A 25,980-nucleotide genomic window follows, 5' to 3' on the forward strand; every position below is an offset into this window, starting at 1 on the left:
GCCGGCCCGCACCCGTTCAATTGAAGGCCGCCCATACCAGGTACGCATTCAGCCCGACGATCACGACCGTCGCCGCGCCGGCGACGATCCGCAGCGGCATCCGCATCGCGTAAGCGCCCATCACGTATTCGCGCGCCGACAGTATCAGCAGCGCGATCATCGGCATCGGCAGCACGAAACTCAGCACGACCTGGCTGGCCACCATCGCCCGCGTGACGTCGCAGCCGAGCGCGACCACCCCGAACGCGGGCACGATCGTCACCGCGCGCCGCACCCAGATCGACAGGCGGCGACGGATGAAGCCCTGCATCACGACCTGCCCCGCCATCGTGCCGACCACCGAGCTCGACACGCCGGAGGTCAGCAGCGCGACGAGAAACAGCGCGCCGGCCGCCGGCCCGAGCACCGGGATCAGCGTGTGATAGGCGTCGCCGATGTCGGTCATGCCCGGCGCGGCCGCATGAAACGCCGACGACGCCATCATCACCATCGCGAGATTCACGAACCCGGCGAGCCCGAGCGCAATCACGACCTCGCGGTTCGAGAAACGCACGAGCCGCCGCCGCTCTGCGTCGTCGCGCGGCGCGGTGCGATCCTGCGTGAGGCCCGAATGCAGATACAGCGTGTGCGGCATGATCGTCGCGCCGATGATGCCGACCGCGATCGTCAGCGCCGCGTGATCCGGAATCTGCGGGACCACCAGATGAAACGCCGCCGCGTGCCAGTCCTGCGGCGCGATCAGCAGTTCGCCGAGATAGCACGCGCCGATCACGCCGACCAGCGCCGCGATCGCGGCTTCCAGCGGCCGGAAGCCGCGCTTTTCGAGCGCGAGGATCGCGCAGGTCGCGAACGCGGTCGCGATCATCCCCGCGAACAGCGGCAGGTGGCACAACAACCCGAACGCGAGCGCGCCGCCGAGAAATTCGGCGAGGTCGGTCGCCATCGCGGCGATCTCCGACGCCATCCACATGCCCCACACGACCGGCGCGGGGAAACGGTCGCGGCACAGCTCGGCGAGATTGCGGCCGGTCACGATGCCGAGCTTCGCGGACATCGCCTGGAACAGCATCGCGATCGCGTTCGCGGCCAGCACGACCCACAGCAGCCGGTAGCCGTATGCGGCGCCGGCCTGGATGTTGGTCGCGAAGTTGCCGGGGTCCATGTAGCCGATCGACGCAATCACGGCCGGGCCGATGAATGGCAGCAGCGCGGCGACGCCGGTGCGGCGCCCTTCGAGCGCGGCGCGCACCGTGCCGTCGGTGTGCTCGGTGGACAGGCCCGGCAGCGCGAGGCCGCCGGCGGGTTTGCTCGGGACGACGGGAATCATGGTGAGTATTTATTCCGTTCGAATGAGGAAGGCCGATTCGGGGATCGCGGCTCGCCACAGCAGCAAGCCGCATGCCGGCCACGACGAGACGCCGACCGCGTTACAGCGGCACCACGTCCGGACGATTGCGCGGAAATTGCGCGATCACGTCCGGCGCGACGTTCAGGTGCGCTTCGACGAGCTGCGGCGGCGTGTGCGCGAGCCAGTCGGACAACGACACCTCCGCATAGCGGTCGGTCTTGAAGATCTCGAGGAACACGAGGTCGGTCTGCCCGGTGTTCTGCACGTAGTGCCCGAGGCTTTTCTTCACATAGCCGACGTCGCCCGTGCGGAAATCGGCCGTCTGCGCCTTCGGCCCCGTGTCGAACACGGTCATCCGCGCCTCGCCCTGCAGGTAGTACTGCCATTCGTCGGCGTTCGGGTGCCAGTGCAGCTCGCGCATGCCGCCTGGATGCACGGTGACGAGCGCCGCCGCGACGGTCGTCGACACGTTGAAGTTGGTGCTGTCCGCGATCCGCACCTCGCCGCCGCGCGTCTTCCTGACCGGCTTCATGTCGCCGAGCGAAAAGATGAACGGATGCGGCGGCGCACCGGCCGATGCGGCCGCCGCGCGCTGCGCGTCCGCGAGCGGGCCCGGCTCGTCGCCCTGGAAGATCCACAGGTTGTCGAGCGGCACGTTCCTGAACGCGTCGGCCGGCACGCCGAAGTTGAGCGCGAGCACGTCGGGCGGCGTATGCGCGATCCAGTCGGTCAGCAACAGCGTGTTGAATTCCGATGCGCGACCGTTATCGAACGCGAGCAGGAATTCCGCGCCGTCGCTGCCGAGGCCCTGCAGCGAATGCGGCAGGCCGGGCGGGAAATACCAGAGATCGCCGGTCTTGACGTCCTGGACCGACGGCCGCCCGAGTTCGTCGAGTACGGTGATCCGACAGCGGCCGTCGAGCATGATGGCCCACTCAGCCTGCTGGTGCCAGTGCATCTCGCGAATGCCGCCGCGCGTGAGCCGCATGTTGACGCCGGAAATGGTTTCGGAAATCGCGAAATCGTCCTGCGTCACTTCGCGCGCCCACCCGCCATTCTGAATGCGTTTATGGGCATTATTGAAAGACGCCCAGAATAACGGCATGCCGTTGATATCGGTGGCCGGCGGGTCCTGAAAAGACGGGAATTGATTGGCGATGGCCGGATTTTTAGGCCCCGGGTCGGTCAGGCTCTGACGGTTGCGCGCATTCACCGCGCCTTCCGGCGGGCTGTCCGGATTGCCGAACGAAGCGGCCTTCGCCGTTACCGCAATGCCCGCCGCGGCAATGGCGCCGGCCGTACTCGTCAACATCTTGCGTCGAGAAAGATTCGTCATGATTTCCTCTTCATTTCTCAATCGAGAGAATTTCCATTACGGAATACTTGCCGTTTTTCGAATTACCGAAAATCAAACATCCCGTGACGCAAGTTAAATCCAGATTCATCCAAAAATTAAATGAATTATTAACCTGAATTAATGAATTAAAATGATCGACTTTAATTTTGTAATTATTGCGATGCAGCAGGGGAAGAATGGCGAGGAAAAGAAATCGATATGCGCACCGCGTGATGGCGGCCCACTGCCATCGATTCGGGTGGCCTGGCGCGCCACCCGGAACGGAAAAATACGGATGCGCCGGCTTTCACCTGCCCGGCCGGGACCGGGACCGCGTCACTTCCGCGGCATGTCGGCGAGTCGCTGCGCGGCGAAGCGCAATCCGCCGAGAATGCGTTCGGCGATCCTTGCCGGAAACCCGGCGGGCAGCGCCGCGCCGACCGATTCGATCACGTGCGGTGTCGCGGCGACGAGCCGATCGACGATCGGCGTCGCGATATCGCCCAGCAAGCAGTATTCGGCCATCGCGGTAAAGTGCCGGCGCGTGATGTCGCGCATCGCGTAGTGCTTGCGCTTGCCGTGCACCGCCATCGCGAGCTTCGCCTTGTGCCACGACCACTGGTTCGCGCCATCTCCCTCGACCGGCCAGATCGACATCACGTCGTAGAGCGGCGTCAGACGGAAACGGCCGCCCGGCAGCAGGCGCAGGCTGAAGTTCTTCGCATGGCCGTCCGGTGCAGCGAGCATCCAGAACACCACCAACGCGGTGAACAGCGTATCGAGATCGGCCTGCGCCGTTTCCGACCGACGCAGGATCCCGGCCAGATCGGGCACCCCCGGGCCGCCCTGCGATTCGTATTTGAGATGCGGCGGCACGCCGAGCGCCTGGCAAAAATCCTCCTGCGGCAAGCGCAGCAGCCATCCGCCGTCACGATGCAGCGCGCGATCGAAGCGCGCGACCGACAGCACCTTGTGTTCGCCGAAACGCAGGATGTCGGCATTCGCCGTCGGCAAACCGAACGCGCGCAGGATCGCGAGGCACAGCCACTCGTTTTCGACGGATGTCGTGAGATCCGCGCGCTTGTTGCCGACCAGGCCGAGCGGCAACTTGACGATATGCGTGGTCGGCGTCGCGCCATGCGGACGCATCCATCGCCCGTCGTGAAACAGCAGCGCAGTCTTTTCCTGCGCGCCAGCCAGCGACAGGCGGAAGTCGTCGTCGTCCTGCGCACCGCCCGCCACCCCGCTCGCCTGATCGAGCACGCGCGCCACCTCGTCGTCGGACAACGGCGTACCGTCGATCCGGTCATGGCCGGTCGGAGTTTCATCCTCGCCGAGCAACTGCACCGCGCCGACGCAGTCCCGGCCGAGCGCGGCGAGCAAATCGAACGGCTCGGTCGTCGCCGTGCCGAACCGCGACGCAAGCCGCCGACGAATGGCGTCGCTGTCGGGCAGCAGATTATCGAAGTAGTGATTGACGCGCTCGCCGCGCAACGGCGCATCACCGACGCCGAACGGCAGCGACAGCGACAGCGGGCGGCCTGCATTCGACTGTTTCCAGCCGGCGTCGTACAGCAGCTCCATGTCGCCGCGCGCGGGAATCCGCCAGATTCCGACCCGCACGCCATTGGCCCAGATCGATAGCGCGCGGCTGTGCGATTTGCGTCCCATCGATTACCACTCGACGTTGGCAGCGTCGCGCCCGTCCTTCGTGCGGATGCTGACCTCGAGACCGTACAGCGCGGTCAGTTCGAGCAACTGCTTGAGCGACAGGCTTTCGGTGCGGAGCGTTTCCAGCGACGACAGGCGCGATTGGCCGACGCCGATGCGCGCCGCCGCCTCGGCTTGCGTCAGCCCCTTGGCCTGACGCGCGGACGACAGGATTTCGCCCAGTTGAGCAGGGGTATTGACGATGAGATTCACGGCTGGAGTCCTGTATGCGATCCATGCAGTATATCTCTGCCAGGCATAAACGCAAATTATCTCCGATAGAGATAAATGCAAAATATTCCTGTCAGAAATATTTTTTCACGCCAGTGCGTTGCTCCCCAGTCGTTGCACGCATGCGCAACACCCTATCGCCCACCGCCACCCCATAGTTTTTATCCGCTGGCGCGAATGATTTTGGCTTTGTCAGATAGATGACATCGAATCATCAAATGACAACGATCTAACAGCTCGATGACCTGCGCCTTCGCCCATACCGTCGAATCCCGCTTTGCCGAGCTGACGCCGACCGCGAAGCGCATCGCGAGCTACATGCTCGCGAACCTCGATCGGCTCGGCCTCGAAACCGCCGACCAGATCGCGCAGCAGACCGGCACCAGCGGCATTTCGGTCGGGCGTTTCCTGCGCAGCGTCGGTTACCGGAATCTCGACGACCTGAAACGCGAACTGCGCGGCGGCGGCGACCGCCCGTGGATGATCACCGACCGCCTCGACGAGTACCGCCGCGCCACCGCCACGCCAACGACCGTCGGCGAGCACGACAGCCATCGCAACGGCGGCACGCTCGCGTCGTCGCTCGAGCGCGAACTCGATGCGATCCGCCACGTGTACCGGCTCGCCGAAGAACCGGTGTTCGCGCAGGTCGCGGACCGGATCGCGCATGCCGATGCCGTCTTCATCCTCGGCATCCAGTCGACCCGCGGCATCAGCAACGCATTCAGCAGCTACCTCGAATACCTGCGCCCGCGCGTGTTCTATTCCGACGGCCAGTCGGGCTCGTACGTCGATTCGCTGAATTCGGAGTTCGAACGGCCGTACTGCATCGTCACCGACACGCGCGCCTATTCGCGCAGCGCGCGCCGCTATTGCCAGGCGGCCGCCGAACGCGGCCAGCCGTTCGCGCTCGTCACCGATCTGTATTGCCCGTGGGCGCGCGAGTGGCCGGCCGACCTGCTGCAGGTGAAGACCGACGTCGGCCAGTTCTGGGATTCGCTCGCGCCGCTCACCTGCCTGTTCAACCTGCTGATCACCGCCGTGGTCGACCGCCTCGGTCCCGCGATCGACCGGCGCGTCGCGCGCAACCGCGAACTGCAGCGCACGTTCGACCAATTCGAATCCTGAGCAAACCGGACCGCCGATGAACCCTCACCGCCTCGTCGAAATCACGCCCGCCACGCATCGCGTGGAGATCGATCTCGTCTACGCGACCGAGCGCAACCTGACCGGCGAGCCGATCTACCGCCACGCGCACTGTCTGCTGCTCGAGCCGGCCGAAACCGCGCTGCGCCGCGCGGTGGACATTGCCGCGCAAGCCGGCTTCACGCTGCGCATCTACGACGCATACCGGCCGCCGCAGGCGCAGCAGGTGCTGTGGGATTTCCTGCCCGACCCGAACTTCGTCGCCGATCTCGGCCGCGGGTCGAACCACAGCCGCGGCACCGCGCTCGACCTGACGCTCGTCGGCGCGAACGGCGAGCCGCTCGACATGGGCACCGGCTTCGACGAGATGGTCGCCGCGTCGGGCCACTTTCACGCGGGATTGCCCGAGCACGTGCAACGCAACCGGCTGCTGCTGCTCGGCGTGATGCACGCAGCCGGCTTCGCGCACATCGACAGCGAGTGGTGGCACTACGAGCTGCCTGGCTCGCACGCGCTGTCGCCGATCGACAACGCGGCGAGCGGCCCGTGGCGCCTGATGTAACGACGCCGCACGCCTCCCTTTTTCATGCAGGTTCACGTTCAACGACTCAAACGACAGATGGAGATGCGCCCATGAAATTCCCGACTTCCCGGCTCGTCGCGGCGCTGGCCGCCGCGTCCCTGTGCGCCGCCGTGCCGCTTTCCGCCGCCCATGCGGAAACGCCGAAGGACATGTTCGTGATGGCCACGCTGCTCGACGAATTCACGACGCTCGATCCGGGCGAGATCTACGAGCTGGTGCCGGAGGAATACGTCGCGAACACGTACGACCGGCTCGTACGCGTCGACTTGCGCGATCCGTCGAAATTCGACGGCGACGTCGCGCAGTCGTGGACCGTGAGCCCCGACGGCCTGACCTATACGTTCAAGCTGCGCCCGGGCCTCAAGTTCCACTCGGGCAACCCGCTGACGGCCGACGACGTCGCGTGGTCGATCCAGCGAGCGGTGCTGCTCGACAAGGGGCCGGCCGCGGTGCTGACCGGCATCGGGCTCACGAAGGCCAACGTCGCGGCGAACGTGAAGAAGCTGGACGACCAGACGGTATCGATCACGACCGACCACAAGTACGCGCCGACCTTCGTGCTCAACGTGCTCGGCTCGTGGCCCGCGTCGGTGCTCGACAAGAAGCTGCTGCTGTCGCACCAGCAGGGCAACGACTTCGGCAACGCGTGGCTGAAGACCAACGAGGCCGGCTCCGGCGCGTACAAGCTCGTCAAGTGGACGGCCGGCGACAGCGTCGTGCTGCAACGCTTCGACGGCTACCGGCTGCCGCTCGCGATGAAGCGCATCGTGCTGCGCCACGTGCCCGAAGCGGCAAGCCAGCGGCTGCTGCTGGAAAACGGCGACGTCGACGCGGCGCGCGACCTGAGCCCCGACGATCTCGCGTCGGTCGTGAAAGCGGGCAAGGCGAAAGTCACGGCCTCGCCGCAGGCGACGCTGCTGTATCTCGGCCTGAACACGAAGAACCCGACGCTCGCGAAGCCCGACGTGCAGGAAGCGCTGAAGTGGCTGGTCGACTATGCGGGCATCCAGGCCAACGTCGTGAAGACGACCTACAAGGTGCACCAGACCTTCCTGCCCGAAGGTTTCCTCGGCACGCTGAATTCGAACCCGTACAGGCTCGACGTCGCGAAGGCGAAGGCGCTGCTCGCGAAGGCCGGCGTGCCGAACGGCTTCTCGGTGACGATGGACGTGCGCAACGACTATCCGTACACGGAGATCGCGCAGGCCGTGCAGGCGAACTTCGCGCAGGCCGGCGTCAAGGTGCAGCTGATCCCCGGCGACAACAAGCAGACGCTCGCGAAATACCGCGCACGCCAGCACGACATCTACATCGGCGAATGGTCGGCCGACTACATCGACCCGCACAGCAACGCGCAGGGTTTCGCATGGAACCCCGACAACGGCGACAAGTCGAGCTATAAAATGCTGGCCTGGCGCAACAGCTGGGACATTCCGCAACTGACGAAGGAAACCGACGCCGCGCTCGCCGAGCCGACCGCCGCGCAACGCGCGCAGCGGTACCAGGCGATGCAGAAGGAGATACTCGCGCGCTCGCCGTTCGTGATCATGTTCGAGAAGGTCGCGCAGGTCGCGACACGTCCCGGCGTGAGCGGGCTCGAAGTCGGTCCGATCAACGATCTCGTGTCGTACCGTCACCTGAAGAAGCAATAAGGTTCACCGCATGTCGACTCCCGCCTCCTCCCTCGAAGCACTGCGCACGCTGCCCGCGCGGCGCCCGGCCGTACGCTGGGCGCTGCGCGTGCTGCGCTGGGCGCTCACGCTCGCCGTCACGTTCGCGGGGCTGCTCGCGCTGACGTTCGTGATCGGCCGCAAGGTGCCGATCGATCCCGTGCTCGCGATCCTCGGCGATCGCGCGTCGGCCGAAGCGTATGCGGCCGAACGTATCGCACTCGGCCTCGACAAGCCGCTCGTCACGCAATTCCTGATCTATGCGCGCGACGTGCTGCACGGCAATCTCGGCATGTCGCTGCTGACCGCGAACCCTGTGCTCGACGACATCAGGCGCGTGTTTCCGGCCACGCTCGAACTCGCGACGATCGCGACGTTGATCGGGATCGCGATCGGCGTGCCGCTCGGCGTCGCGGCCGCGGTGAAGCACAACCGGCCGATCGATCACATCGCGCGCTTCGTCGGCCTGATCGGCAATTCCGTGCCGGTGTTCTGGCTCGGGCTGATGGGGCTGCTGCTGTTCTACGCACGGCTGCACTGGGTCGGCGGCCCGGGCCGGCTCGATCCCGTGTACGACGGGATGGTCGACCCGCGCACCGGCAGCCTGCTGATCGACGCGGCGCTCGCGGGCGAGTGGGACGTGTTCCGCAACGCGGTGTCGCATATCGCGCTGCCGGCCGCGATCCTCGGTTACTACTCGGTCGCGTACCTGAGCCGGATGACCCGCTCGTTCATGCTCGACCAGTTGAGCCAGGAATACATCGTCACCGCGCGCGCGAAGGGCCTGTCCGAGCGGCGCGTGATCTGGCGGCATGCGTTCGGCAACATCGCGGTGCCGCTGCTCACCGTGATCGCGCTCACGTACAGCAACCTGCTCGAAGGCTCGGTGCTGACCGAGATCGTGTTCGCGTGGCCGGGGCTCGGCTCGTACCTGACCGGCGCGCTGCTGAACGCCGACATGAGCGCGGTGCTCGGCGCGACGCTCGTGATCGGCGCGATGTTCATCACCGTCAACCTGCTGACCGACGCGCTGTACCGCGTGTTCGATCCGCGTGCGCGCTGAGGACGGCGTCGACATGACCGTTTCCCTCCTGCTTCCTTCACCGTCCATGCCGAAGGCTACCCGACCATGAATGCCGCACCGCTCACGCTGCGCGCGTGGCTGCTTTCCGATGCGCCCGCGTCGCGCGCGCAGGCCGCGTGCGGCCTCGCCTACCGCCGCTGGCGCCGTTTCGCGGCCAATCCGCTCAACCTGTTCGGGCTCGCGATCCTGCTGGCGCTGGTCGTCGTCGCGATCGTCGGCCCGCTGATCATGCCGCACGATCCGCTGCGCCAGGTGCTGTCCGACCGCCTGCTGCCGCCCGGCTCCGCGTCGCACTGGCTCGGCACCGACCAGCTCGGCCGCGACATCCTCTCGCGGATGATCGCCGGTTCGCGCCTGACGCTCGGCATCGCGCTGCTCGTCGTCGTGATCGTGGTGCCGATCGGCCTGCTGATCGGCACCACCGCCGGCTATTGCGGCGGCTTCGTCGACAGCGTGCTGATGCGCATCACCGACATCGCGCTCGCGTTCCCGAAGATCGTGCTCGCGCTCGCGTTCGCGGCCGCGCTCGGGCCCGGCGTGATCAACGCGGTCGTCGCGATCTCGATCACCGCGTGGCCGGCATACGCACGGCTCGCGCGCGCCGAAACGATCCGCATCGCGCAGGCCGACTACATCCATGCCGCGCGGCTGCAAGGCGCGTCGGGCCCGCGCATCCTGCTGCGCTACATCATGCCGCTGTGCATGTCGTCGGTGATCGTGCGCGCGACGCTCGACATGGCCGGCATCATCCTGACCGTCGCGGGCCTCGGCTTTCTCGGCCTCGGCGCGCAGCCGCCGAGCCCGGAGTGGGGCTTCATGGTCGCGTCGGGCCGCAACGTGCTGCTCGACGCGTGGTGGGTCGCGACGCTGCCCGGCATCGCGATCCTGCTCGTGAGTCTCGCGTTCAACCTGCTCGGCGACGGGCTGCGCGACGTCTTCGATCCCCGCCATGGAGCCTGACATGCCGATGCATTCCACCCCCGCGCCCGCGCCGCTCTGCGAGATCGACGGCCTGAAGATCGGCTTTCGCGGGCACGACGGCGTCGTCACCGACGCGGTGCGCGACCTGTCGCTGACGCTCGCGCCCGGCGAACGTCTCGGCATCGTCGGCGAATCGGGCTCCGGCAAGTCGCTGACGGGCCGCGCGCTGCTCGGCCTGCTGCCCGACGCCGCGCGCTGGTCGGCGCGCACGATGCGCTTCGCGGGCCAGGATCTGCTCGCGATGTCCGCGAGCGAACGCCGGCGCCTGTGCGGCAGCCAGATGGGAATGATCCTGCAGGACCCGAAGTATTCGCTGAACCCGGTGATGACCGTCGCGAAGCAGATGGGCGAAGCATTCCGGCGGCACGAGCCCGGCTTGCGCGGCCGCGCGCTGCGCGAGCGGATCGTCGACGCGCTCGCGGCCGTGCAGATCCGCGACCCGGCGCGCGTCGCCGATGCGTATCCGCACGAGCTGTCGGGCGGCATGGGCCAGCGCGTGATGATCGCGATGATGGTGTCGACCGGCCCGCGCCTCCTGATCGCCGACGAGCCGACCTCCGCGCTCGACGTTGCGGTGTCGATGCAGGTGCTCGCGGTGCTCGACGCGATGATCGCGCGGCACGACACGGGCCTGATGTTCATCAGCCACGACCTGCCGCTCGTGATGTCGTTCTGCGATCGCGTCGCGGTGATGTATGCGGGCCGCGTGGTCGAAACCTGCGCCGCGCGCGACTTGCGCGATGCGACGCATCCCTATACGCGCGGGCTGCTCGCGGCGAACCCGCCGCTCGCGAACCCGCCCGACGAGTTGCCGGTGCTGCGGCGCGATCCGGCGTGGCTCGACGCCGCCGCGCCCGAGCCCGCCTCTCACCTGCCTCAGGAGGCCGCACGATGATCGACGTCGATCACGTATCGATCCGTTTCCCGACCCGCACGGGTCACGTCGATGCCGTGCGCGACGCGAGCTTCGCGGTGCGCGACGGCGAAGTGTTCGGGCTGGTCGGCGAATCGGGCTCCGGCAAGTCGACGCTGCTGCGTGCGCTGACGGGCCTCGTGCCGCTCGCGTCCGGCAGTCTGTCGATCGATGGCCGTCCGGTCGGCGGCACGCCCGATCGCGCGTTCCGCCGGCACGTGCAGATGGTGTTCCAGGACCCGTACGCGTCGCTGCATCCGCGCTTCACGGTCGACCAGACGCTGCGCGAGCCGCTGTCGATCCATGCGATCGGCGACGCCGATGCGCGGATCGCCCGCGCGCTCGCCGAGGTCGGCCTCAGCCCCGCGTTCCGCTTCCGCTATCCGCACCAGTTGTCGGGCGGCCAGCGGCAACGCGTGGCGATCGCGCGCGCGCTGATCGTCGAGCCGCGCGTGCTGCTGCTCGACGAGCCGACGTCCGCGCTCGACGTGTCGGTGCAGGCCGAGATCCTGAACCTGCTGCGCCGCCTGCATCGCGAACGCAACCTGACAATGATCCTCGTCAGCCACAACCTCGCGGTGATCGGCTTCCTGTGCCAGCGCGTCGCGGTGATGCAGCACGGCGAGATCGTCGAGCAGTTGCGAATCGAGGACGTGCGGGCCGGGCAGGTCGCACGCGACTACACGCGTACGCTGCTGAATGCGACAGAAGGCTATCGCCGCCTCGACCCGGTTGCCGACGCGCCTGCCAAGTGACATCCGCCGGACGCGAACGCATGCGATACTGCGCACGCCACGCGCCGGCTTGCCGCCGCATGGAACCCTCGTGCATCGCACGGGTCAACTTCCTTTCGTCAACAGCACAGCTATAGGGAGGCATTCATGCTGCAATTCATCGAAACCCTGGTGGTCGGGCTCATCGTCGGCCTCCTCGCCCGCGCACTCAAGCCGGGCGACGACAAGATGGGCATCCTGATGACCGTCGTGCTCGGCGTCGTCGGCTCGCTGGTGGCCGGCTATGTCGGCCGCGCCGCCGGCTGGTATGCGCCGGGCCAGGGCGCCGGCTGGATCGCGTCGATCATCGGTGCGATCGTGCTGCTCGTCGTCGTGGGTGCGATCCGCAAGCGCGCGGGCTGAATACCGTACGCCCCGCTTCACGGCAAGACGGCCGCTCATTCACGAGCGGCCGTTTTGCTTTCCGGACGATGCAAACCGTTGCCGGCACAACGATTACGGCGATCGTTCGTCATGCGATCTTATGCCGCCCGGCGTTTCCCCGACTTGCGGATGCGCAGATCCGGCCTACATTGGTTGAAGCACCACGCGGTCATTTGCTTATTACCGATATTTTCGTTTTTTGATTCAAGAGGTCCGATGGTTTTGCCGTTTACGCAGATAGCATCGTAGCGTTGACGGACTGCCACCCGAGCGGCCCCGCTGCGACGCGCTTCCTCTCTGGAGCCTGTCATGAAGCATCGTGTGTTCGCCTCGTTCGCCCTGGCTGCCTCGCTTCTGGCCTCGTCCTCGTCGTTTGCCGCCGGCGCGTCCGGCATCATTTACTTCTCCGGCATGATCGTCGAGCCACCCTGCTCGTTCGCGCTCGACACGGCCAATGCGACCCAGGCACACGTGCGCCCCGACTGCCCGCGCCCGGCCGCCGGCCAGATCGCGTTCGTCGACGCGGCGACACAGCGTTCGCTGAAGACGGCGCTCTTCACGCAGGCCTCGCGCGCAATCGTTTTACCTGACCGCCCGGGCAACGACCATGCACCGATGATCGCCGTCGTGACCTACCAGTAAAGTCCGCCGCGGCGCCGCGCGTCAGTCGCGATGGCGCGCGATCCAGTCGCTGAACGCGCGGATCTTCTGCTGGCTGCCGAGGTTCTCGGGGTAGACAAAGAAGTAGCGTGCGCCGGTTTCGAGCACGATGTCGAACGGCCGTTCGAGCCGGCGCGCGCTGACGTCGTCGTCGACGAGCGTCACGTCGCCGATCGCGACGCCGAAGCCCTGCATCGCCGCGTTCGTCGCGAGATCGAGCGTGTCGAACGTCGGGCCGCGCGCGGGATCGACGCCGCGCTCGCCCGCATGGTCGAGCCATGCACGCCAGTCGCGGTGGTCGCGCGTCGGATGCAGCAGCGTGTGGCGCGCGAGATCGCCGACCGCGCCGAGCGGCGACGCCTGCCGCAACTCGGGCGCGCACACGGGTGTCAGCCGTTCGTCGAACAGCGGCAGCGCGACGACGCCGGGGCCCGGCGACGTCCCGTAGACGATCGCCGCATCGAACGGTTCGCTCGAGAAATCGACGACGTGCTGCCACGCGGTCGTGATCTGCACGTGGAGATCGGGGTGTTCGCCCTGGAAGCGCATGATGCGCGGCAGCATCCAGCGCATCACGCAGGTCGGCACCTTCAGCGCGAGATCGGTGCGCTGCCGCGTGAGCTTCATCGAGATGTCCTCGATCCGCGCGAAGCTCTCGTCGACCACCGGCAACAGTTGCTCGCCTTCCGCCGTCAGCGTGAGGCCCTTCGCATGCCGCTTGAACAGCGGAAACCCGTAATGCGCCTCGAGCGTCTGGATCTGCCGGCTCACCGCGCCCTGCGTGAGGCACAGCTGCTCGGCCGCGCGCGTGAAGCTGCGGTGGCGAGCCACCGTCGAGAAGATCTGCAGCGCGTGCAGGGGCGGAAGTCGGCGCATGGCGAACGGGAAACGGAAAACGGCGCGGAAGGACCGCGCGCCGGCGTCGGCGCGCGCTGACCGACACGATAAGCCAAACGCCGGTTTTGCGCGAGACGCCGGGGTTCAGGCGGTCGCGGTGAGCGCGCCCGCCGCGATGCGCGCCGCCGACGCGACGACGTCCGCGCGCGCCGCGGCAGCGGCGTCCGGCTGCGTGAACGACACGGCCATCACGATCGGCGCGCGCGACGGCGGCCACAGCACCGCGATGTCGGTCGTCGTGCCGTAGCCGCCGGTGCCGGCCTTGTCGGCGACGCGCCAGCCGGGCGGCACGCCCGCCGCGATGCCGGTCGCCGCGCGTGCGCCGCCCGCCATCCATTCCGTCAGTTGCGCGCGCTGCGGTTCGCGCAGCGTGTCGCCGAGCAGCAGCCGCTGCAGCGTGTCGACCATCGCGACCGGTGTCGACGTGTCGCGCTCGTCGCCGGGCGCGGCCTTGTTCAGCTCGGGCTCCCAGTGATCGAGGCGGAAGCTGGTGTCGCCGCTTTCGCGCGCGAACGCCGTGACGGCCTGCGGGCCGCCGAGCACGCCCATCAGCAGGTTGCCCGCGCCCTTGTCGCCCGACTGCAGCATCGCCGCGCACAGTTGCGCGATCGTCATGCCGGTGTCGACGTGGCTTTCCGTAATCGGCGAGCCCGACACGATTTCATAGCGGCGGTACAGGATACGGCGCGGCAGCAGCGACGCGTCGAGCGAGCCGCGCGCGAGCATCGCGGCGGCGGCCATGACCGCATACGTGCCGCACAGCGGGAAGCGTTCGCGCGCATGGTGCGCGATGCGCACGCCGTTCGACGTATCGAGCGCGGCGACGCCGAGCCGCCCGTTCGAGGCTTTTTCGAGTGCGGCGAGTTCGGCCTGGGCGGTATGGGCGCGCCCCTGGTCGGCGACCGGCGCGGACGTGCACGCGGCGACGAACGGCGCGGCCACTGCGGCAAGCAACAGCGAGCGGCGGGTCGAAGAGTGTTCCATGAATGAGATCTGTTCTGTCGGAAACGGTGGCGCGAAGCAACGCGGCCGCGCATCGGCGATGCGCGACCGTTCACGCCGACGGCCGGCCCGCGACGGCATTTGCCGCGCTTCCCCGAAGACGCCCGTCGGCCCCGCGATAGCGGGATTCGCATGAACAAACCTTAGCGTAGCAGCGACCGCCGTCGCGTTCCAGCGAAACGGCCGCGCTTCACCCTTGCGACGAAGGCAGGTACGGCATCGGATTCACCGGCTTGCCGTCGCGTCGCACCTCGAACAGCAGCGCGACGCGCGAGTTGTCGAGGTCGCCCATCTCGGCGATCGCGTCGCCCTGATGCACGATGTCGCCCGTCTTCACGAGCAGCTTGCGGTTGTGCGCATAGGCGGTCAGGAAGTCCGCGTTGTGCTGGACGATGATCAGGCTGCCGTAATCGTTCAGGCCGGTGCCCGCGTACATCACGCGGCCGTCGGCCGCGGCGCGAACCGGATCGCCCGGCCGGCCGGCGATCTGGATGCCGCGGTTCTGTCCGGGCTTGAACCCGTCGACGATCTTGCCGGTTGCCGGCCACTTGAGCGCGACGCCGCCCGCATGGCGCTTCGTTTCCTTGACGACCTGGCGATCGCTCGCGGTCGATGCGCCGGCCTGCGAAGTGGCCTGCGCGGTGGTCTGCGAGTTGCCCTGACTACTCGCCGCGCCATTACTCGCGACAATCTGCGTGCCGGCCGCGCCCGCGGGTGGCAGCGGCTGCTGCTTGACGATGCGCAGTACCTGCCCCATGCGCAGCCTGCCGTTCGCGGCCAGCTTGTTCCAGGTGCGCAAGTCGGCCACGCTGCAATCGTTCGCGGAGGCGATGCCCGTCAGCGTGTCACCGCGTTTCACGACGTACTTTTGCGCGACGAGAATCGGTGCGGCCGGCATCGGCGCAGCCAACTGCGCGGCAGGCGGGCTCGTATCAGCGGGTTTTCCCGCCAGCGTGTCGCTCGGCGGAACGGACTGCGTACTTGCACAACCGGCCATGACGAGCACGGCGGCCAGGCCCGACAGCCACGCCGCCTTAGGGTGAATCTCGCGCGTTTTCATGGACGATCCGACTCCGGTTTGACAATCTTTCAAGCATCTCAAAAACGGAACGGCCGACGTGTAACCGGATGCAAACAATGATGACAAACGATCACGGACCGGATGCCGGCCGGCATTCGCTACCGGTAATACGGTCCGATCCGGAAAAACTTGATGGTCTTTTCGCTGGAAAACGGAAGAATTTTCGTCGTCAAAAACTATGGCCCGCTGGTTTCAATAGGCGCGATCCGCGACATTCACCGCAACCATGCGACGATTTCGGCTGCGGCCCACGCGATGCCAATGCACAGGAACAGCAGATGCAACGCGATCTTGAACGACACGCCCCATGACGAATCGATCCGCATGACAGGCTCCCCGGTTGATGTGCGTCCATCATCGGCCGCCGATCGCACCCCGAAAATGCGGAAGCGACGAACCAGGCCTCAAGCTGCCCCTGAGACCGGCGCGGCGGTTCCTGCTAACTTATCGGCCATCCCCACCCATCGCTCCGCCCATCATGCGCTTCGACCTGACCGACCTGCGCCTCTTCCTGAACATCTGCGAAGCCGGCACGATCACGAACGGCGCCGAACGCACGCACATCACGCTGCAGGCCGCGAGCGAACGCATTCGCGGGATGGAGGACGAACTCGGCGTGCCGCTGCTGCACCGGACCAAGGCGGGCGCGCAAGTCACCGATGCGGGCCGCGCGCTCGAACACCACGCGCGCACCGTGCTGCAGCAGATCGATCACATGCGTGGCGAACTGCAGCAATACGGCCAGGGGCTGCGCGGCCATATCCGGCTGCTGTGCAACACCGCGTCGCTCAGCGAATACCTGCCCGACGCCCTGGCCGATTACCTGCCGAGCCATCCGAAGCTGTCGATCAGCGTCGAGGAACGCTCGAGCCAGGAGATCGTGCATGCGATCCGCAACAAGACGGCCGAGGTCGGCATCGTCGCCGATTCGGTCGGGCTCGGCGGGCTCGAACAGCAGCCGTTCCGCGAAGACTGGCTGATCGTCGTCGTGCCGGCCGCGCATCCGCTCGCGTCGCACGACAAGGTCGCGTTCGACGACATCGCCGACGAAGACTTCATCGGCCTCACCGACGGCAGCGCGCTGCAGGTGCATCTCGCCGATCAGGCGCGTGCGATCGGCAAGCGGATTCGTTATCGCGTGCAGTTGAAGAGCTTCGACGCGATCTGCCGCGTGATCGCGAGCGGCGTGGGCATCGGCATCGTGTCGCGGCATGCGGCCGAGCGCGCGATGCTCACGATGGACGTGCGGCTCGTCGAGCTGTCCGATCCGTGGAGCCATCGGAAACTGACGCTCTGCGCGCGGTCGTTCGACGCGCTGCCGAAGTACACGCGCGAGTTCGTCGCGTTCCTGTCCGGCGGCGCACCGCCGCGCTGACGCGCGCCGCATTCGCGTCGCCCCATCGACATACGGAGGCATGACCATGACCGATACCGATCTCGCCACCCGCTATCGCGCGTATATCGACTGCCTGAACCGGCAGGACTGGACGGCGCTCGGCGAGTACGTGTCCGACGACGTGATCCACAACGACCGGCCGCTCGGCCTCGCCGGTTACCGCGCGATGCTGGAACAGGACTTCCGCGACATTCCCGATCTGCGCTTCGACATCCGGCTGCTCGTGTGCGAGCCGCCGCGTGTCGCGTGTCGCCTTCGCTTCGCGTGTTCGCCGAAGGGGACGTTCATGGGGCTCGCCGTCGACGGCCGCAAGGTCACGTTCGCCGAGAACGTGTTCTACGAGTTTCACGAAGGCAAGATCCGCCAGGTGTGGTCGGTGATCGACAAGGCGGCGATCGAGAAGCAGCTTTGAACGTCGTCGAAACGGCGCGGCGTCGCGCGCGGCGGCCGGTGGTCAGGAATACCTGAATGCACTTCGATTCTTATGGATAACGTTTTCTCTCCTTACGTATCGAGAATCCGTTTCCATGTCACGCTCCGGCCGCCGCTTCAAAGCACGATTTCCCTCACCCGATGATCATTCGATCGTCAACGAAAATCCCCGCGATTTTCGCATAAGGCCGATTTCCCCTCCGCACCCTCTCGCACCCTCCGCTCCCGACATTCGGGTTTCTACCGGCGTATCCGATGTGAAACTTCATTGACATCACGCGGATGGATGCCTAAATTTGGAAAACGTTTTCCAATGCTCGAGCGCGACGCCAGTCACGGCCCGCGCAGGGGGAACGCTTGCCTGCTCGATTTGCGATTCAGGCCGTCCGCCTTCAGGGATCAGGGTTGCAAGGCGGTGGCCGGGTACGGGCATCGAGCGCGGCATCGGCCACACGTGCCCGTGCTTCATCACTATTCAAAACTGGAGACACCATGCATCCTCGCAGCAGATTCGCGCTCGGCGCCGCGCTCAGCGCCCTTTCCGTCGTGTTCGTCAGCGCGTGCGGCGGCAACGACGTGACCGACACGCCGTCGTCGCCCCCTCGTCGACCACGCCCGCCACGCCCACGCTCGCGTCGAACTCGCTGCAGGCGCTCGTCTATGGCGCGCCCGACACCAGCGTGCCGGCCGGCACGAACATCCCGGCCACGATGATGGGCCAGATGCGCGCGCTGTTCGACCTGATCCGGAAATCGCCCGATTTCACGCAGGTCGTGATGGATCTCGGCGACGGCACGCCCGTCCACGTGCTCGACACGAACACCGGCGACAAATTCCTGCCCGGCAAGCTCGCGCTCGGCCTGTCGTACATCCTGATCGACATGAAGTCGAAGAACGACCCGCAATACGCGAGCTACCTCGCGACGTACCAGACGATCACGACCGCGATGATGGCGCAGTCGGGCAGCAACTACACGTATGCGAACACGTCGTGGGGCGAGTACTACTACCTCGTCGCGCTGAACAACCTGAAGGCGCACGGGATGCTCAACGAAGTCTTCAGCGACGCGATGCTCGCGACGCTGCAGCAGCGGCTCACCTTCTGCGACATGTTCGGCCCGGATGCGAGCGGCAAGACCAGTACGTGCCCGGCGGCCGGCACGCCGATCGACATCGCGTCGCTCAACACCGCGCAGAACTACTACGCGGTGTCCTACGGCATTGCCGGGCTGCGCCAGAAGCTCGGCTGGAGCAGCCCGTCGTTCGCATCGAAGACCGATCCGGCGGTCGCCGCGATGAGCGCGCGCGACGCGCTGCTGTACACGCTGACGAACCACATCCGCAACGACTCGTCGGGCGGGTTCTCCGACGAAGCATCGAACACGCACACGACCTATTACGACCAGGCGCGCTTCGACCGCTACAGCACGCTGCTGATCGGCGAAGTGGTCGAGCGCACGTTCGAGATGGGCAACGAAGCAAACCTCACGCCGGAGCTGAAGGGCTATCTGCGCAAGTCGGCCGACCTGATCCTGCCGCAGCTGAACGCCGACGGCCAGGGCTTCAACTACGGCCGCTCGATCGGCCCGTACGGCGATTCCGCGTTCATGGAAGTGCTGACGGCCGCGGCCAATGCCGGCGTGCTGACCGATCGCGAGAAACAGGTTGCGTATGCATTCATCTACCAGGCCGCGCGTCGTTTCGACACGTACTGGTACGACCCGTCGCTGCCGACGCCGTCGGTGAACATGTGGGTCAAGGGCCGCGGCACCGACACCTATCGCGGCAAGCCGCGCGTGATGGGCGAGAACTTCAGCCTGCTGCACCAGTACCTGTACGTGAACGCATGGTGGAACAAGCTCGGCTTCGGCGGACAGGCGCCGATGGCCGATGCGGACTACCGCGCGTGGCTCGACGCGCTGCCGCGCTACACGCTCACCTGGTACAACCAGCCGGGCGACGCCGCGCATCCGTACAGCGCCGCGCTGCTCACCGTGCGCGACGGCCGGCGCGTGATCAACCTGAACCTCAGCCAGGCGCCCGACTACGACTCGTACACGCCGTATTACCCGGTGCCGTTCTCCGACAAGCTGATCTACGGCACGACCGACCTCGGCTATGCGCTGCTGGTGCCGCAGGTGACGTACAACGCGAAGACCTACATTCCCGTCACGTACTACAGGAACCTGAACGTGCAGCAGAGCAACGGCCAGGTGATCGTGTCGTTCGATACGACGAAGTTCCGCCTCGCGTCGAAGAACGCCGCGTACACGACGGATCTCGACCTGCAGGTGCACACGGTGCTGACCTTCGCGCACGGCACGGTGTCGCGCAGCGATACGCTGAGTTCGGGCACGCTCGCCGGCAACCTCGCGATCGAGACGGACTTCACGTCGTTCGCGGATTTCGCGTCGACGCAGGCCAACGGCGACGGCGTATCGGTGACGTACGCGAACAGCGCCGCGACCGGCTATGCGGCGTCCGGGTTCGACAACTGCGCGCTGTCCGCCTTCGACACGGCGAACGGCACGACGAATCCGCTGTCGACGACGCCGATCGGGCAGTTGCATTCGAACTTCGCGTGCACGACGAAGCCGTTCGCGCTCGGCGCGGGTGCGACCCGCACGGTCGGCTGGACGCTGCGGTACGCCGATCCGGCGTGAGCGGCGCGAACGCGATGCCGTGACCGTTCCCGAAGCCGGTCGCCGAAACCGGCTTCGGGATCATTCGGCGGCCGGAGGCACGTTCACCGCCACCCCGACCCCGCCATATACGCGCCGAGCGCGATCAGCCCGATGAAGAAGCAACGCTTGAACAGCTTCTCGCTCATCACGCGCCGCGCATATTGGCCGCCGGCCATCCCCGCCAGCGCGGGCACGAGCGCGAGCGCCGACACGCCGAGATCGACGGTCTGCAATGCGCCCGTTACGCGCAATTGCAGGGCGAGCACGATCGTCGACGCGGTAAACGACAGCCCGAGCGCCTGGATCAGATCGTCCTTCGACAGACTCAGCGCCTGCAGGTACGGCACCGCCGGTACGACGAACACGCCGGTCGCGGCCGTCACGACGCCCGTCAGGTAGCCGACCCCGGCCGACACCCATTTTTCATGGCGCCCCGGCGCGGGCAGCCGCGCCGCCGCCAGCCCCCACAGCCCGTAAAGCACCAGCACGACGCCGAGCGCCGCGTGCGTCCACGTGCTGCCGGCCGCGAGCGCCGGCAATCCGCCCGTCAGCGTGCCGACCGTCAGGCCGGCGAGCAGCGGCCACAGCCGGCGCAGCAATGCACCGAACGACGGACCGAGCCACAACTGCCACACGTTGGTGACGAGCGACGGCACGAGCAGCAGGCTCGCCGCGGCCGACGGCGGCATCGCGAGCGTCAGCAGCCCCATCGCGATCGTCGGCAGCCCGAGCCCGATCATCCCCTTCACCGCACCGGCCAACAGGAAAACCAGTACGACGATCGTCAGCGTATGAATGTGCATGGCGGGCGTTCCGTCCGTTGAGTACGGCGCCGATGGTGCCTGCCCGCCCTGCCGCCCGCCATCTGGCTTTGCCTGAGGCTGGCTCGGGCCGGTCGGCCGGGGCTGTCAGGCCCCGGCGATCCGGCCCCGTGGATCACCCCCGGCCGTGCTCGCTGTCGAGGTGCGCCATCTGCGCGGCCGGATAACGCTCGCCGGCCGCCGCCCCGGCGGGAACCGCCGCTTCGATGCGTTCGAGGTCATCGACCGTTAGTTGCAATTTGGTCGCCAGCAAACCGTCCTGCAGTTGCGTGCGCTTGCGCGCGCCGACCAGCGGCACGATGTCTGCGCCGCGCGACAGCACCCACGCGATCGCGACCTGCGCCGGATTGCTGCGCTTCTCGTCCGCGATCGCGCGTAGCGCATCGACCAGCGCGAGGTTGTGCGCGAGGTTCTCGCCCTGGAAACGCGGGCTGGCCGCGCGGAAATCGCGCTCGCCCTGCCGCGCCGCGCTCCAGCCGCCGCCGAGCAACCCGCGCGACAGCACGCCGTACGCCGTCACACCGATCCCGAGTTCGCGGCACGCGGGCAGGATGTCCGCCTCGATCCCTCGCGACAGCAGCGAGTATTCGATCTGCAGATCGACGATCGGCGCGACGGCGGCCGCGCGGCGGATCGTGTCCGCACCGACTTCCGACAGCCCGATATGACGCACGTACCCGGCCTTCACGAGATCGGCGATCGCGCCGACCGTTTCCTCGATCGGCACGGCCGGATCGACGCGTGCCGGCCGGTAGATGTCGAGGTAGTCGGTGCCGAGCCGCTTCAGCGAATACGCGACGAAGTTCCGGATCGCCGCGGGCCGCGCGTCGTAGCCGGCGAACCCGCCGGCCGGATCGCGCAGCGCGCCGAACTTCACGCTGATCAGCACCTGGTCGCGCGTGCGGCCGCGCAGCGCGTCGCGGATCAGCATCTCGTTGTCGCCCATCCCGTAGAAGTCGCCGGTATCGAGCAGCGTGATGCCGTGGTCGAGCGCCGCGTGCAGCGTCGCGATGCTTTCGTCGCGATCCGCCGGCCCGTAAAAGTCCGACATCCCCATGCAGCCGAGCCCGATCGCCGAAACCTGCGGGCCCGTGCGGCCCAGTCGATGCTTGTCCATGTCCGTGTCCTTGCGGTGTTGACTGAATCAACCGGATTCTGAACGCATCGCGGCGCACGATAAACGCGAAACCCCCAACCAATTCATTCGACGATGATTAACAATGGAGCCTGTTCCAATCGCCACGCTCCCGCCCCCGCATGGACCATCTGCAAGCAATGCGCACCTTCGCGCGCGTCGCCCATCTGGGCAGCTTCACGAAAGCGGCCGAGCAACTCCAGTTGCCGCGCCCGACGGTCAGCAACGCCGTCCAGTATCTGGAAAAGCACCTGAAGATCCGCCTGCTGCAACGCACGACGCGGCGCGTCGCGCTGACCGCCGAGGGCGCGACCTACTACGAGCGCTGCGTGCGGTTGCTGGCCGATCTCGACGATGTGGAAACGCTGTTCGAGGATGCCGGCGCGTCGCCGCGCGGCGTGATCCGCGTCGACCTGCCCGAGCGTTTCGCGCTGAACCAGGTGATTCCGGCGCTGCCGGATTTCCACGCGCGCTACCCCGACCTGCGCGTCGTGATCAGCACGACCGACCGCTTCGTCGACCTCGTGGCCGACGGCATCGATTGCGCGGTGCGGGTCGGCGTGCTGTCCGACACGTCGCTCGTCGCGCGGCGCGTCGGCGAGATGGCCCAGATCAACTGCGCGTCGCCCGCCTATCTCGCGCGCCACGGCACGCCGCGCTCGCCGGACGAGCTGCCGGACCACGTCGCGGTCGGTTATTTTTCGAGCCGCACGGGCCGCGAGCTGGACTGGGAATATGCGGACATGGATTCGGGCGAGCTGCGCGCGGTGAAGATGCACAGCGTCGTGTCGGTCAACAGCTCGCAGGCGTATCTCGCGTGCTGCCTCGCGGGCCTCGGGCTGATCCAGGCGCCGCGCGACGGGCTCGCGCCGCTGCTCGCCGACGGCTCGCTGGTCGAGGTGCTGCCGGAATGGAACGCGGCGCCGCTGCCCGTGTCGGTGGTGTTCCCGACCGGCCGGCATCTCGCGCCGCGCGTGCGGATCTTCGTCGACTGGCTCGCGGAAACGCTCGGCGGCATGCACCGGACGGACTGATGGCGGCCGTGCCGGGGCGTTCGGCCCCGGCCCCGGCGCCCGGTCAGAACTTGTGGCGGATCGCGGCGCGCACCGAGAACTGGTTCGACGACGCCGACGGGCCGTCCGTCCCGACGACATAGCCGCCATCGGCCGCCGTGCCCGTCTTGTCGCCGCCCACCTTCTGCCACGCGCCCTGCAGGTACACGTCGGTGCGCTTCGACAGGCTGTAGTCGGCCATCAGGCCGACCGTGTGGTACTTCGGCTTGAACGAACCGGCCGCGGCATCGTACTTGCCGTCCGTGTATACGTATTGCGCACCGAGATAGAAATCGGGCGTGAGCTGGTACTTGCCGTTGATTTCGAAGTTCTGGAACTTCGTCGCGGTCAGCCCGAGACCGGCGAACGTCGACGCAGGCAGGTAGACCGTCGATACCGGGTTCTTCACGTCGGTCTTCGTGTAGACGACGCCGACCGTCGCCGGGCCGAACGTGTAATTGACGCCGCCGCCGAAGATGCGCAGCCGGTCGGCGACGAAGTTCGCGTCGTCGGCCGCGATCGCGCCCGCGCTGCCGATGCCCGGGTTGTTCGCCTGCAGGTACGCGGCCGCGACCTGCAGCCCGGCCAGCGAATACTGCGCGCCGATGCTGTACTGGCGGTTGTTCGAGAAGCCCGTGCTGTTGCTGAAGCTGTACGTGCCGCCGAACGTCAGGCCGTTCCAGTCGGCGCTCGCGTACTTGACCGTGTTGTTGACGCGGAACGAGTTGTCCGTGTTGTCGTTGTCGAACGGGTGCGAGAACAGCGTGCCGCCCCAGTTGCCGTTCGCGGTCAGCGGCGCGAGATAGTCGACGACCGCATCGTACTGGCGGCCGAAGGTCAGCGTGCCGAAGCGCGACTCGGACAGCCCGACGAACGCCTGACGGCCGAACATGCGGCCGCCCTGGCCGAGCCGGCCGTTATTCACGTCGAAACCGTTTTCCAGCGTGAAGACCGCCTTCAGCCCGCCGCCGAGATCCTCGCTGCCCTTCAGGCCCCAGCGGCTGCCCTGCGCATAGCCGCTCGCGAGCTGGTAATTGGTCTTTCCGACCCCATTGACGTTGACGTTGTTCGTGTAATTGAAGCCTTCGTCGATCACGCCGTACAGCGTCACGCTGGTCTCGGCAAAGGCCGGCGCGGCGAAGGCAGCGAGCGCGGCGGCAAAAATGACGGGGTGCTTCATGACGGATCTCCGGAGCCGAGGGCCGGGCAGGCCGAACGCCCGGCGAATGTTTGAGCTGTTGTATGTGTGGCCCGCAGGGCGGACGACGCGGTGTGCGGCCGCGTGAGGACAAAATGGTGTCACGTCGCAAATCGTCCGTCCATCGGGTACGGGGCGTCGCGTGCAAAGCGTTGCGCTCGTCCAACTGCCCGGTTGTGCCGACCGCCTGACCGGGCTTGTCGGCAGCGGCAGGCCGGCCCGCCATCCGAGTAAACCCGATGAGCGTCGCATCGGTGGCACAATGCGCATCCGTTCGCCATTTCTTCACGAAGTCATGCTTCACCCCGACACCCGCGCGGCGCGTGCCGGCCGTGCCCGCGGCCCGCGCCGGAAGGCGTTCCGATGACCGCGCCGGCCCGGGCCGGCCGCTACGCCGAGCTCGATTTCTTCCGCGGCCTCGTGCTGCTCGTCATCGTCGTCGACCACATCGGCGGCAGCATCCTGTCGCGCGTCACGCTGCACGCGTACGCGCTGTGCGACGCGGCCGAGGTGTTCGTGTTCCTCGGGGGCTTCGCGACCGCCATCGCGTACAACTCGCTCGCCGAGCGGCACGACGAGGCCGCCGCGCGCCAGCGCTTCATCCGGCGTGCGTTCGAGATCTACCGGGCGTTCCTCGTGACGGCCGGCCTGATGCTGCTGATCACCGCCGCGCTGAACGCGTTCGCGATCGACGGCCCGAACATGCCGACCAACGACCTCGACGGGCTGCTGCACAAGCCGCTCGCCGCGCTGCGCGACATCCTGCTGTTCCGCCGCCAGCCGTACCTCGCGTCGGTGCTGCCGATGTACGCGTTCTTCGCGCTGCTCGTCCCGCTCGCGCTGCCGCTCGCCCGCACGCAGCCGTGGCTGATGCTCGCGTTCAGCGGATCGCTGTGGTACGCGGCGCCGCACGTCGCGCGCTTCTTGCCGACCGTCGAAGGCGCGCCGTGGGATTTCAACCCGTTCGCGTGGCAGTTCCTGTTCGTGCTCGGCGTGATCGCGCGCTGCCAGCCCGTCTACCAGACGCTCGCGCCCCGGCCGCAGGGCTGGCTGCTGACGGCCGCGTCGCTCGCGATCGTCGCGGCCGGCGCGTACTACCGGCTGCGCATCGAACCGTTCCCGACCGATCCGTCGATCAAGCAGAACCTCGGCGCGCTGCGGCTCGTGAACTTCCTCGCGATCGCGTGGCTCGCCGCCAAGCTCGTGCACCTCGGCTGGATGAAGAAGGTCGCGCACGCGATGCCGTGGATCGGCACGATCGGCCGGCAGGGGCTGCTGTGCTTCGTCGCGGGCACCGGCATCTCGCTCGCGGTCGATTCGCTGCTCTACCAGGCGACCGAAGGCTATCTCGACGTGCCGCTCGGCCTGACCGCCGACGCCGTCGCGATCGGGCTGCTGTATCTCGTCGCCAAACTCTACGGGCCGCTCGTCGCGCGGCTGCCGTTCCGTTCGCGGCCATGACG

General features: G+C 67.2%; 23 protein-coding genes and 1 pseudogene. 14 read left to right on the forward strand and 10 right to left on the reverse strand.

The window, feature by feature from the left end:
- Positions 1 to 16 precede the first annotated feature (16 nt).
- The 4 genes from SY91_RS21455 to SY91_RS21470 all read right to left on the reverse strand — a co-directional run bounded on the left by SY91_RS21455 (position 17) and on the right by SY91_RS21470 (position 4,607).
- Positions 17 to 1,327, reverse strand: coding sequence for an Nramp family divalent metal transporter (locus SY91_RS21455; RefSeq protein ID WP_185921358.1), 1,311 nt, complete (start codon positions 1,325 to 1,327; stop codon positions 17 to 19).
- A gap of 100 nt (positions 1,328 to 1,427) precedes the next feature.
- Positions 1,428 to 2,684 (reverse strand): oxalate decarboxylase family bicupin, encoded by a 1,257-nt coding sequence (locus SY91_RS21460; protein ID WP_185921359.1) that lies wholly within the window; start codon positions 2,682 to 2,684, stop codon positions 1,428 to 1,430.
- A gap of 336 nt (positions 2,685 to 3,020) precedes the next feature.
- Positions 3,021 to 4,355, reverse strand: a complete 1,335-nt coding sequence (locus SY91_RS21465) for a type II toxin-antitoxin system HipA family toxin (protein ID WP_185921360.1) — start codon at positions 4,353 to 4,355, stop codon at positions 3,021 to 3,023.
- 3 nt (positions 4,356 to 4,358) lie between these two features.
- Positions 4,359 to 4,607 carry an XRE family transcriptional regulator gene (locus tag SY91_RS21470; RefSeq protein ID WP_034174738.1) on the reverse strand — a complete coding sequence of 83 codons (249 nt, stop codon included), beginning with the start codon at positions 4,605 to 4,607 and terminating at the stop codon, positions 4,359 to 4,361.
- A 258-nt stretch (positions 4,608 to 4,865) separates the two neighbouring features.
- Between SY91_RS21470 and sapR the strand changes: the two genes are divergently transcribed.
- The 9 genes from sapR to SY91_RS21515 all read left to right on the forward strand — a co-directional run bounded on the left by sapR (position 4,866) and on the right by SY91_RS21515 (position 12,801).
- Positions 4,866 to 5,753 (forward strand): sap1 transcriptional regulator SapR, encoded by an 888-nt coding sequence (sapR, locus tag SY91_RS21475; protein ID WP_185921361.1) that lies wholly within the window; start codon positions 4,866 to 4,868, stop codon positions 5,751 to 5,753.
- A 16-nt stretch (positions 5,754 to 5,769) separates the two neighbouring features.
- The gene (gene ddpX, locus SY91_RS21480; RefSeq protein ID WP_185921362.1) at positions 5,770 to 6,333 is read left to right on the forward strand and encodes a D-alanyl-D-alanine dipeptidase; all 564 of its coding nucleotides are present in this window, start codon (positions 5,770 to 5,772) and stop codon (positions 6,331 to 6,333) included.
- A gap of 71 nt (positions 6,334 to 6,404) precedes the next feature.
- Positions 6,405 to 8,006, forward strand: coding sequence for an ABC transporter substrate-binding protein (locus SY91_RS21485; protein WP_006478836.1), 1,602 nt, complete (start codon positions 6,405 to 6,407; stop codon positions 8,004 to 8,006).
- A 10-nt stretch (positions 8,007 to 8,016) separates the two neighbouring features.
- On the forward strand, positions 8,017 to 9,087 hold the full coding sequence (locus SY91_RS21490; RefSeq protein WP_006478835.1) for an ABC transporter permease: 1,071 nt from the start codon (positions 8,017 to 8,019) through the stop codon (positions 9,085 to 9,087).
- A 66-nt stretch (positions 9,088 to 9,153) separates the two neighbouring features.
- Positions 9,154 to 10,068 carry a nickel transporter permease gene (gene nikC, locus SY91_RS21495; RefSeq protein ID WP_006478834.1) on the forward strand — a complete coding sequence of 305 codons (915 nt, stop codon included), beginning with the start codon at positions 9,154 to 9,156 and terminating at the stop codon, positions 10,066 to 10,068.
- 1 nt (position 10,069) lies between these two features.
- Positions 10,070 to 10,984: an ABC transporter ATP-binding protein gene (locus tag SY91_RS21500; RefSeq protein ID WP_034174737.1), complete on the forward strand. Its 915-nt coding sequence runs from the start codon at positions 10,070 to 10,072 to the stop codon at positions 10,982 to 10,984.
- Positions 10,981 to 11,757, forward strand: a complete 777-nt coding sequence (locus SY91_RS21505) for an ABC transporter ATP-binding protein (protein ID WP_185921363.1) — start codon at positions 10,981 to 10,983, stop codon at positions 11,755 to 11,757. Before SY91_RS21500 ends, SY91_RS21505 begins: the two co-directional genes overlap by 4 nt.
- Positions 11,758 to 11,883: 126 nt before the next feature.
- Positions 11,884 to 12,138, forward strand: a complete 255-nt coding sequence (locus SY91_RS21510) for a GlsB/YeaQ/YmgE family stress response membrane protein (protein ID WP_006478831.1) — start codon at positions 11,884 to 11,886, stop codon at positions 12,136 to 12,138.
- Positions 12,139 to 12,468: 330 nt separating this feature from the next.
- Entirely contained in the window at positions 12,469 to 12,801 is a 333-nt protein-coding gene (locus tag SY91_RS21515) for a hypothetical protein (RefSeq protein WP_006478830.1), read from the forward strand.
- A gap of 21 nt (positions 12,802 to 12,822) precedes the next feature.
- On the opposite strand, the gene SY91_RS21520 is transcribed toward SY91_RS21515, so the two are convergent.
- From SY91_RS21520 to SY91_RS21530, 3 genes are all read right to left on the reverse strand, one after another.
- The gene (locus tag SY91_RS21520) at positions 12,823 to 13,695 is read right to left on the reverse strand and encodes a LysR substrate-binding domain-containing protein (RefSeq protein ID WP_006478829.1); all 873 of its coding nucleotides are present in this window, start codon (positions 13,693 to 13,695) and stop codon (positions 12,823 to 12,825) included.
- A 105-nt stretch (positions 13,696 to 13,800) separates the two neighbouring features.
- Entirely contained in the window at positions 13,801 to 14,700 is a 900-nt protein-coding gene (gene bla / locus SY91_RS21525) for a class A beta-lactamase (protein ID WP_124592069.1), read from the reverse strand.
- Positions 14,701 to 14,908: 208 nt separating this feature from the next.
- On the reverse strand, positions 14,909 to 15,778 hold the full coding sequence (locus tag SY91_RS21530; protein ID WP_006478827.1) for a peptidoglycan DD-metalloendopeptidase family protein: 870 nt from the start codon (positions 15,776 to 15,778) through the stop codon (positions 14,909 to 14,911).
- Between the two features lie 499 nt (positions 15,779 to 16,277).
- Here SY91_RS21530 and SY91_RS21535 point away from each other — a divergent pair, with 499 nt between their 5' ends.
- The 3 genes and pseudogenes from SY91_RS21535 (at position 16,278) to SY91_RS21545 (ending at position 20,290) form a co-directional block, all read left to right on the forward strand.
- Complete coding sequence (locus SY91_RS21535; RefSeq protein ID WP_006478826.1) at positions 16,278 to 17,174, forward strand: LysR substrate-binding domain-containing protein; 897 nt, start codon at positions 16,278 to 16,280, stop codon at positions 17,172 to 17,174.
- Positions 17,175 to 17,220: 46 nt separating this feature from the next.
- Positions 17,221 to 17,607, forward strand: a complete 387-nt coding sequence (locus tag SY91_RS21540; RefSeq protein WP_011547519.1) for an ester cyclase — start codon at positions 17,221 to 17,223, stop codon at positions 17,605 to 17,607.
- Positions 17,608 to 18,119: 512 nt separating this feature from the next.
- A pseudogene (locus SY91_RS21545) lies at positions 18,120 to 20,290 on the forward strand (hypothetical protein).
- An 83-nt stretch (positions 20,291 to 20,373) separates the two neighbouring features.
- On the opposite strand, the gene SY91_RS21550 reads toward SY91_RS21545, so the two are convergent.
- Both SY91_RS21550 and SY91_RS21555 read right to left on the reverse strand, forming a co-directional pair.
- Positions 20,374 to 21,114, reverse strand: a complete 741-nt coding sequence (locus SY91_RS21550) for a sulfite exporter TauE/SafE family protein (RefSeq protein ID WP_023476837.1) — start codon at positions 21,112 to 21,114, stop codon at positions 20,374 to 20,376.
- Positions 21,115 to 21,247: 133 nt separating this feature from the next.
- The gene (locus SY91_RS21555) at positions 21,248 to 22,249 is read right to left on the reverse strand and encodes an aldo/keto reductase (protein WP_043887846.1); all 1,002 of its coding nucleotides are present in this window, start codon (positions 22,247 to 22,249) and stop codon (positions 21,248 to 21,250) included.
- A gap of 140 nt (positions 22,250 to 22,389) precedes the next feature.
- Between SY91_RS21555 and SY91_RS21560 the strand changes: the two genes are divergently transcribed.
- Complete coding sequence (locus SY91_RS21560; protein WP_023476836.1) at positions 22,390 to 23,301, forward strand: LysR family transcriptional regulator; 912 nt, start codon at positions 22,390 to 22,392, stop codon at positions 23,299 to 23,301.
- Between the two features lie 43 nt (positions 23,302 to 23,344).
- On the opposite strand, the gene SY91_RS21565 is transcribed toward SY91_RS21560, so the two are convergent.
- Complete coding sequence (locus tag SY91_RS21565) at positions 23,345 to 24,499, reverse strand: porin (RefSeq protein WP_023476835.1); 1,155 nt, start codon at positions 24,497 to 24,499, stop codon at positions 23,345 to 23,347.
- Between the two features lie 381 nt (positions 24,500 to 24,880).
- On the opposite strand from SY91_RS21565, the gene SY91_RS21570 reads away from it, so the two are divergent.
- Positions 24,881 to 25,978, forward strand: coding sequence for an OpgC domain-containing protein (locus SY91_RS21570; protein ID WP_006478818.1), 1,098 nt, complete (start codon positions 24,881 to 24,883; stop codon positions 25,976 to 25,978).
- Positions 25,979 to 25,980: the final 2 nt, after the last annotated feature.

It is taken from the genome of Burkholderia cenocepacia, from assembly GCF_014211915.1.
In the GTDB taxonomy this organism is placed as follows: Bacteria; Pseudomonadota; Gammaproteobacteria; order Burkholderiales; family Burkholderiaceae; genus Burkholderia; species Burkholderia orbicola.

Coding starts and splice junctions, on each gene's coding strand:
- SY91_RS21455 (WP_185921358.1), bottom strand. CDS start 1,327: ATGATTCCCGTCGTCCCGAGCAAACCCGCCGGCGGCCTCGCGCTGCCG.
- SY91_RS21460 (WP_185921359.1), bottom strand. CDS start 2,684: ATGACGAATCTTTCTCGACGCAAGATGTTGACGAGTACGGCCGGCGCC.
- SY91_RS21465 (WP_185921360.1), bottom strand. CDS start 4,355: ATGGGACGCAAATCGCACAGCCGCGCGCTATCGATCTGGGCCAATGGC.
- sapR (WP_185921361.1), top strand. CDS start 4,866: ATGACCTGCGCCTTCGCCCATACCGTCGAATCCCGCTTTGCCGAGCTG.
- ddpX (WP_185921362.1), top strand. CDS start 5,770: ATGAACCCTCACCGCCTCGTCGAAATCACGCCCGCCACGCATCGCGTG.
- SY91_RS21485 (WP_006478836.1), top strand. CDS start 6,405: ATGAAATTCCCGACTTCCCGGCTCGTCGCGGCGCTGGCCGCCGCGTCC.
- SY91_RS21490 (WP_006478835.1), top strand. CDS start 8,017: ATGTCGACTCCCGCCTCCTCCCTCGAAGCACTGCGCACGCTGCCCGCG.
- nikC (WP_006478834.1), top strand. CDS start 9,154: ATGAATGCCGCACCGCTCACGCTGCGCGCGTGGCTGCTTTCCGATGCG.
- SY91_RS21500 (WP_034174737.1), top strand. CDS start 10,070: ATGCCGATGCATTCCACCCCCGCGCCCGCGCCGCTCTGCGAGATCGAC.
- SY91_RS21505 (WP_185921363.1), top strand. CDS start 10,981: ATGATCGACGTCGATCACGTATCGATCCGTTTCCCGACCCGCACGGGT.
- SY91_RS21510 (WP_006478831.1), top strand. CDS start 11,884: ATGCTGCAATTCATCGAAACCCTGGTGGTCGGGCTCATCGTCGGCCTC.
- SY91_RS21515 (WP_006478830.1), top strand. CDS start 12,469: ATGAAGCATCGTGTGTTCGCCTCGTTCGCCCTGGCTGCCTCGCTTCTG.
- SY91_RS21520 (WP_006478829.1), bottom strand. CDS start 13,695: ATGCGCCGACTTCCGCCCCTGCACGCGCTGCAGATCTTCTCGACGGTG.
- bla (WP_124592069.1), bottom strand. CDS start 14,700: ATGGAACACTCTTCGACCCGCCGCTCGCTGTTGCTTGCCGCAGTGGCC.
- SY91_RS21530 (WP_006478827.1), bottom strand. CDS start 15,778: ATGAAAACGCGCGAGATTCACCCTAAGGCGGCGTGGCTGTCGGGCCTG.
- SY91_RS21535 (WP_006478826.1), top strand. CDS start 16,278: ATGCGCTTCGACCTGACCGACCTGCGCCTCTTCCTGAACATCTGCGAA.
- SY91_RS21540 (WP_011547519.1), top strand. CDS start 17,221: ATGACCGATACCGATCTCGCCACCCGCTATCGCGCGTATATCGACTGC.
- SY91_RS21550 (WP_023476837.1), bottom strand. CDS start 21,114: ATGCACATTCATACGCTGACGATCGTCGTACTGGTTTTCCTGTTGGCC.
- SY91_RS21555 (WP_043887846.1), bottom strand. CDS start 22,249: ATGGACAAGCATCGACTGGGCCGCACGGGCCCGCAGGTTTCGGCGATC.
- SY91_RS21560 (WP_023476836.1), top strand. CDS start 22,390: ATGGACCATCTGCAAGCAATGCGCACCTTCGCGCGCGTCGCCCATCTG.
- SY91_RS21565 (WP_023476835.1), bottom strand. CDS start 24,499: ATGAAGCACCCCGTCATTTTTGCCGCCGCGCTCGCTGCCTTCGCCGCG.
- SY91_RS21570 (WP_006478818.1), top strand. CDS start 24,881: ATGACCGCGCCGGCCCGGGCCGGCCGCTACGCCGAGCTCGATTTCTTC.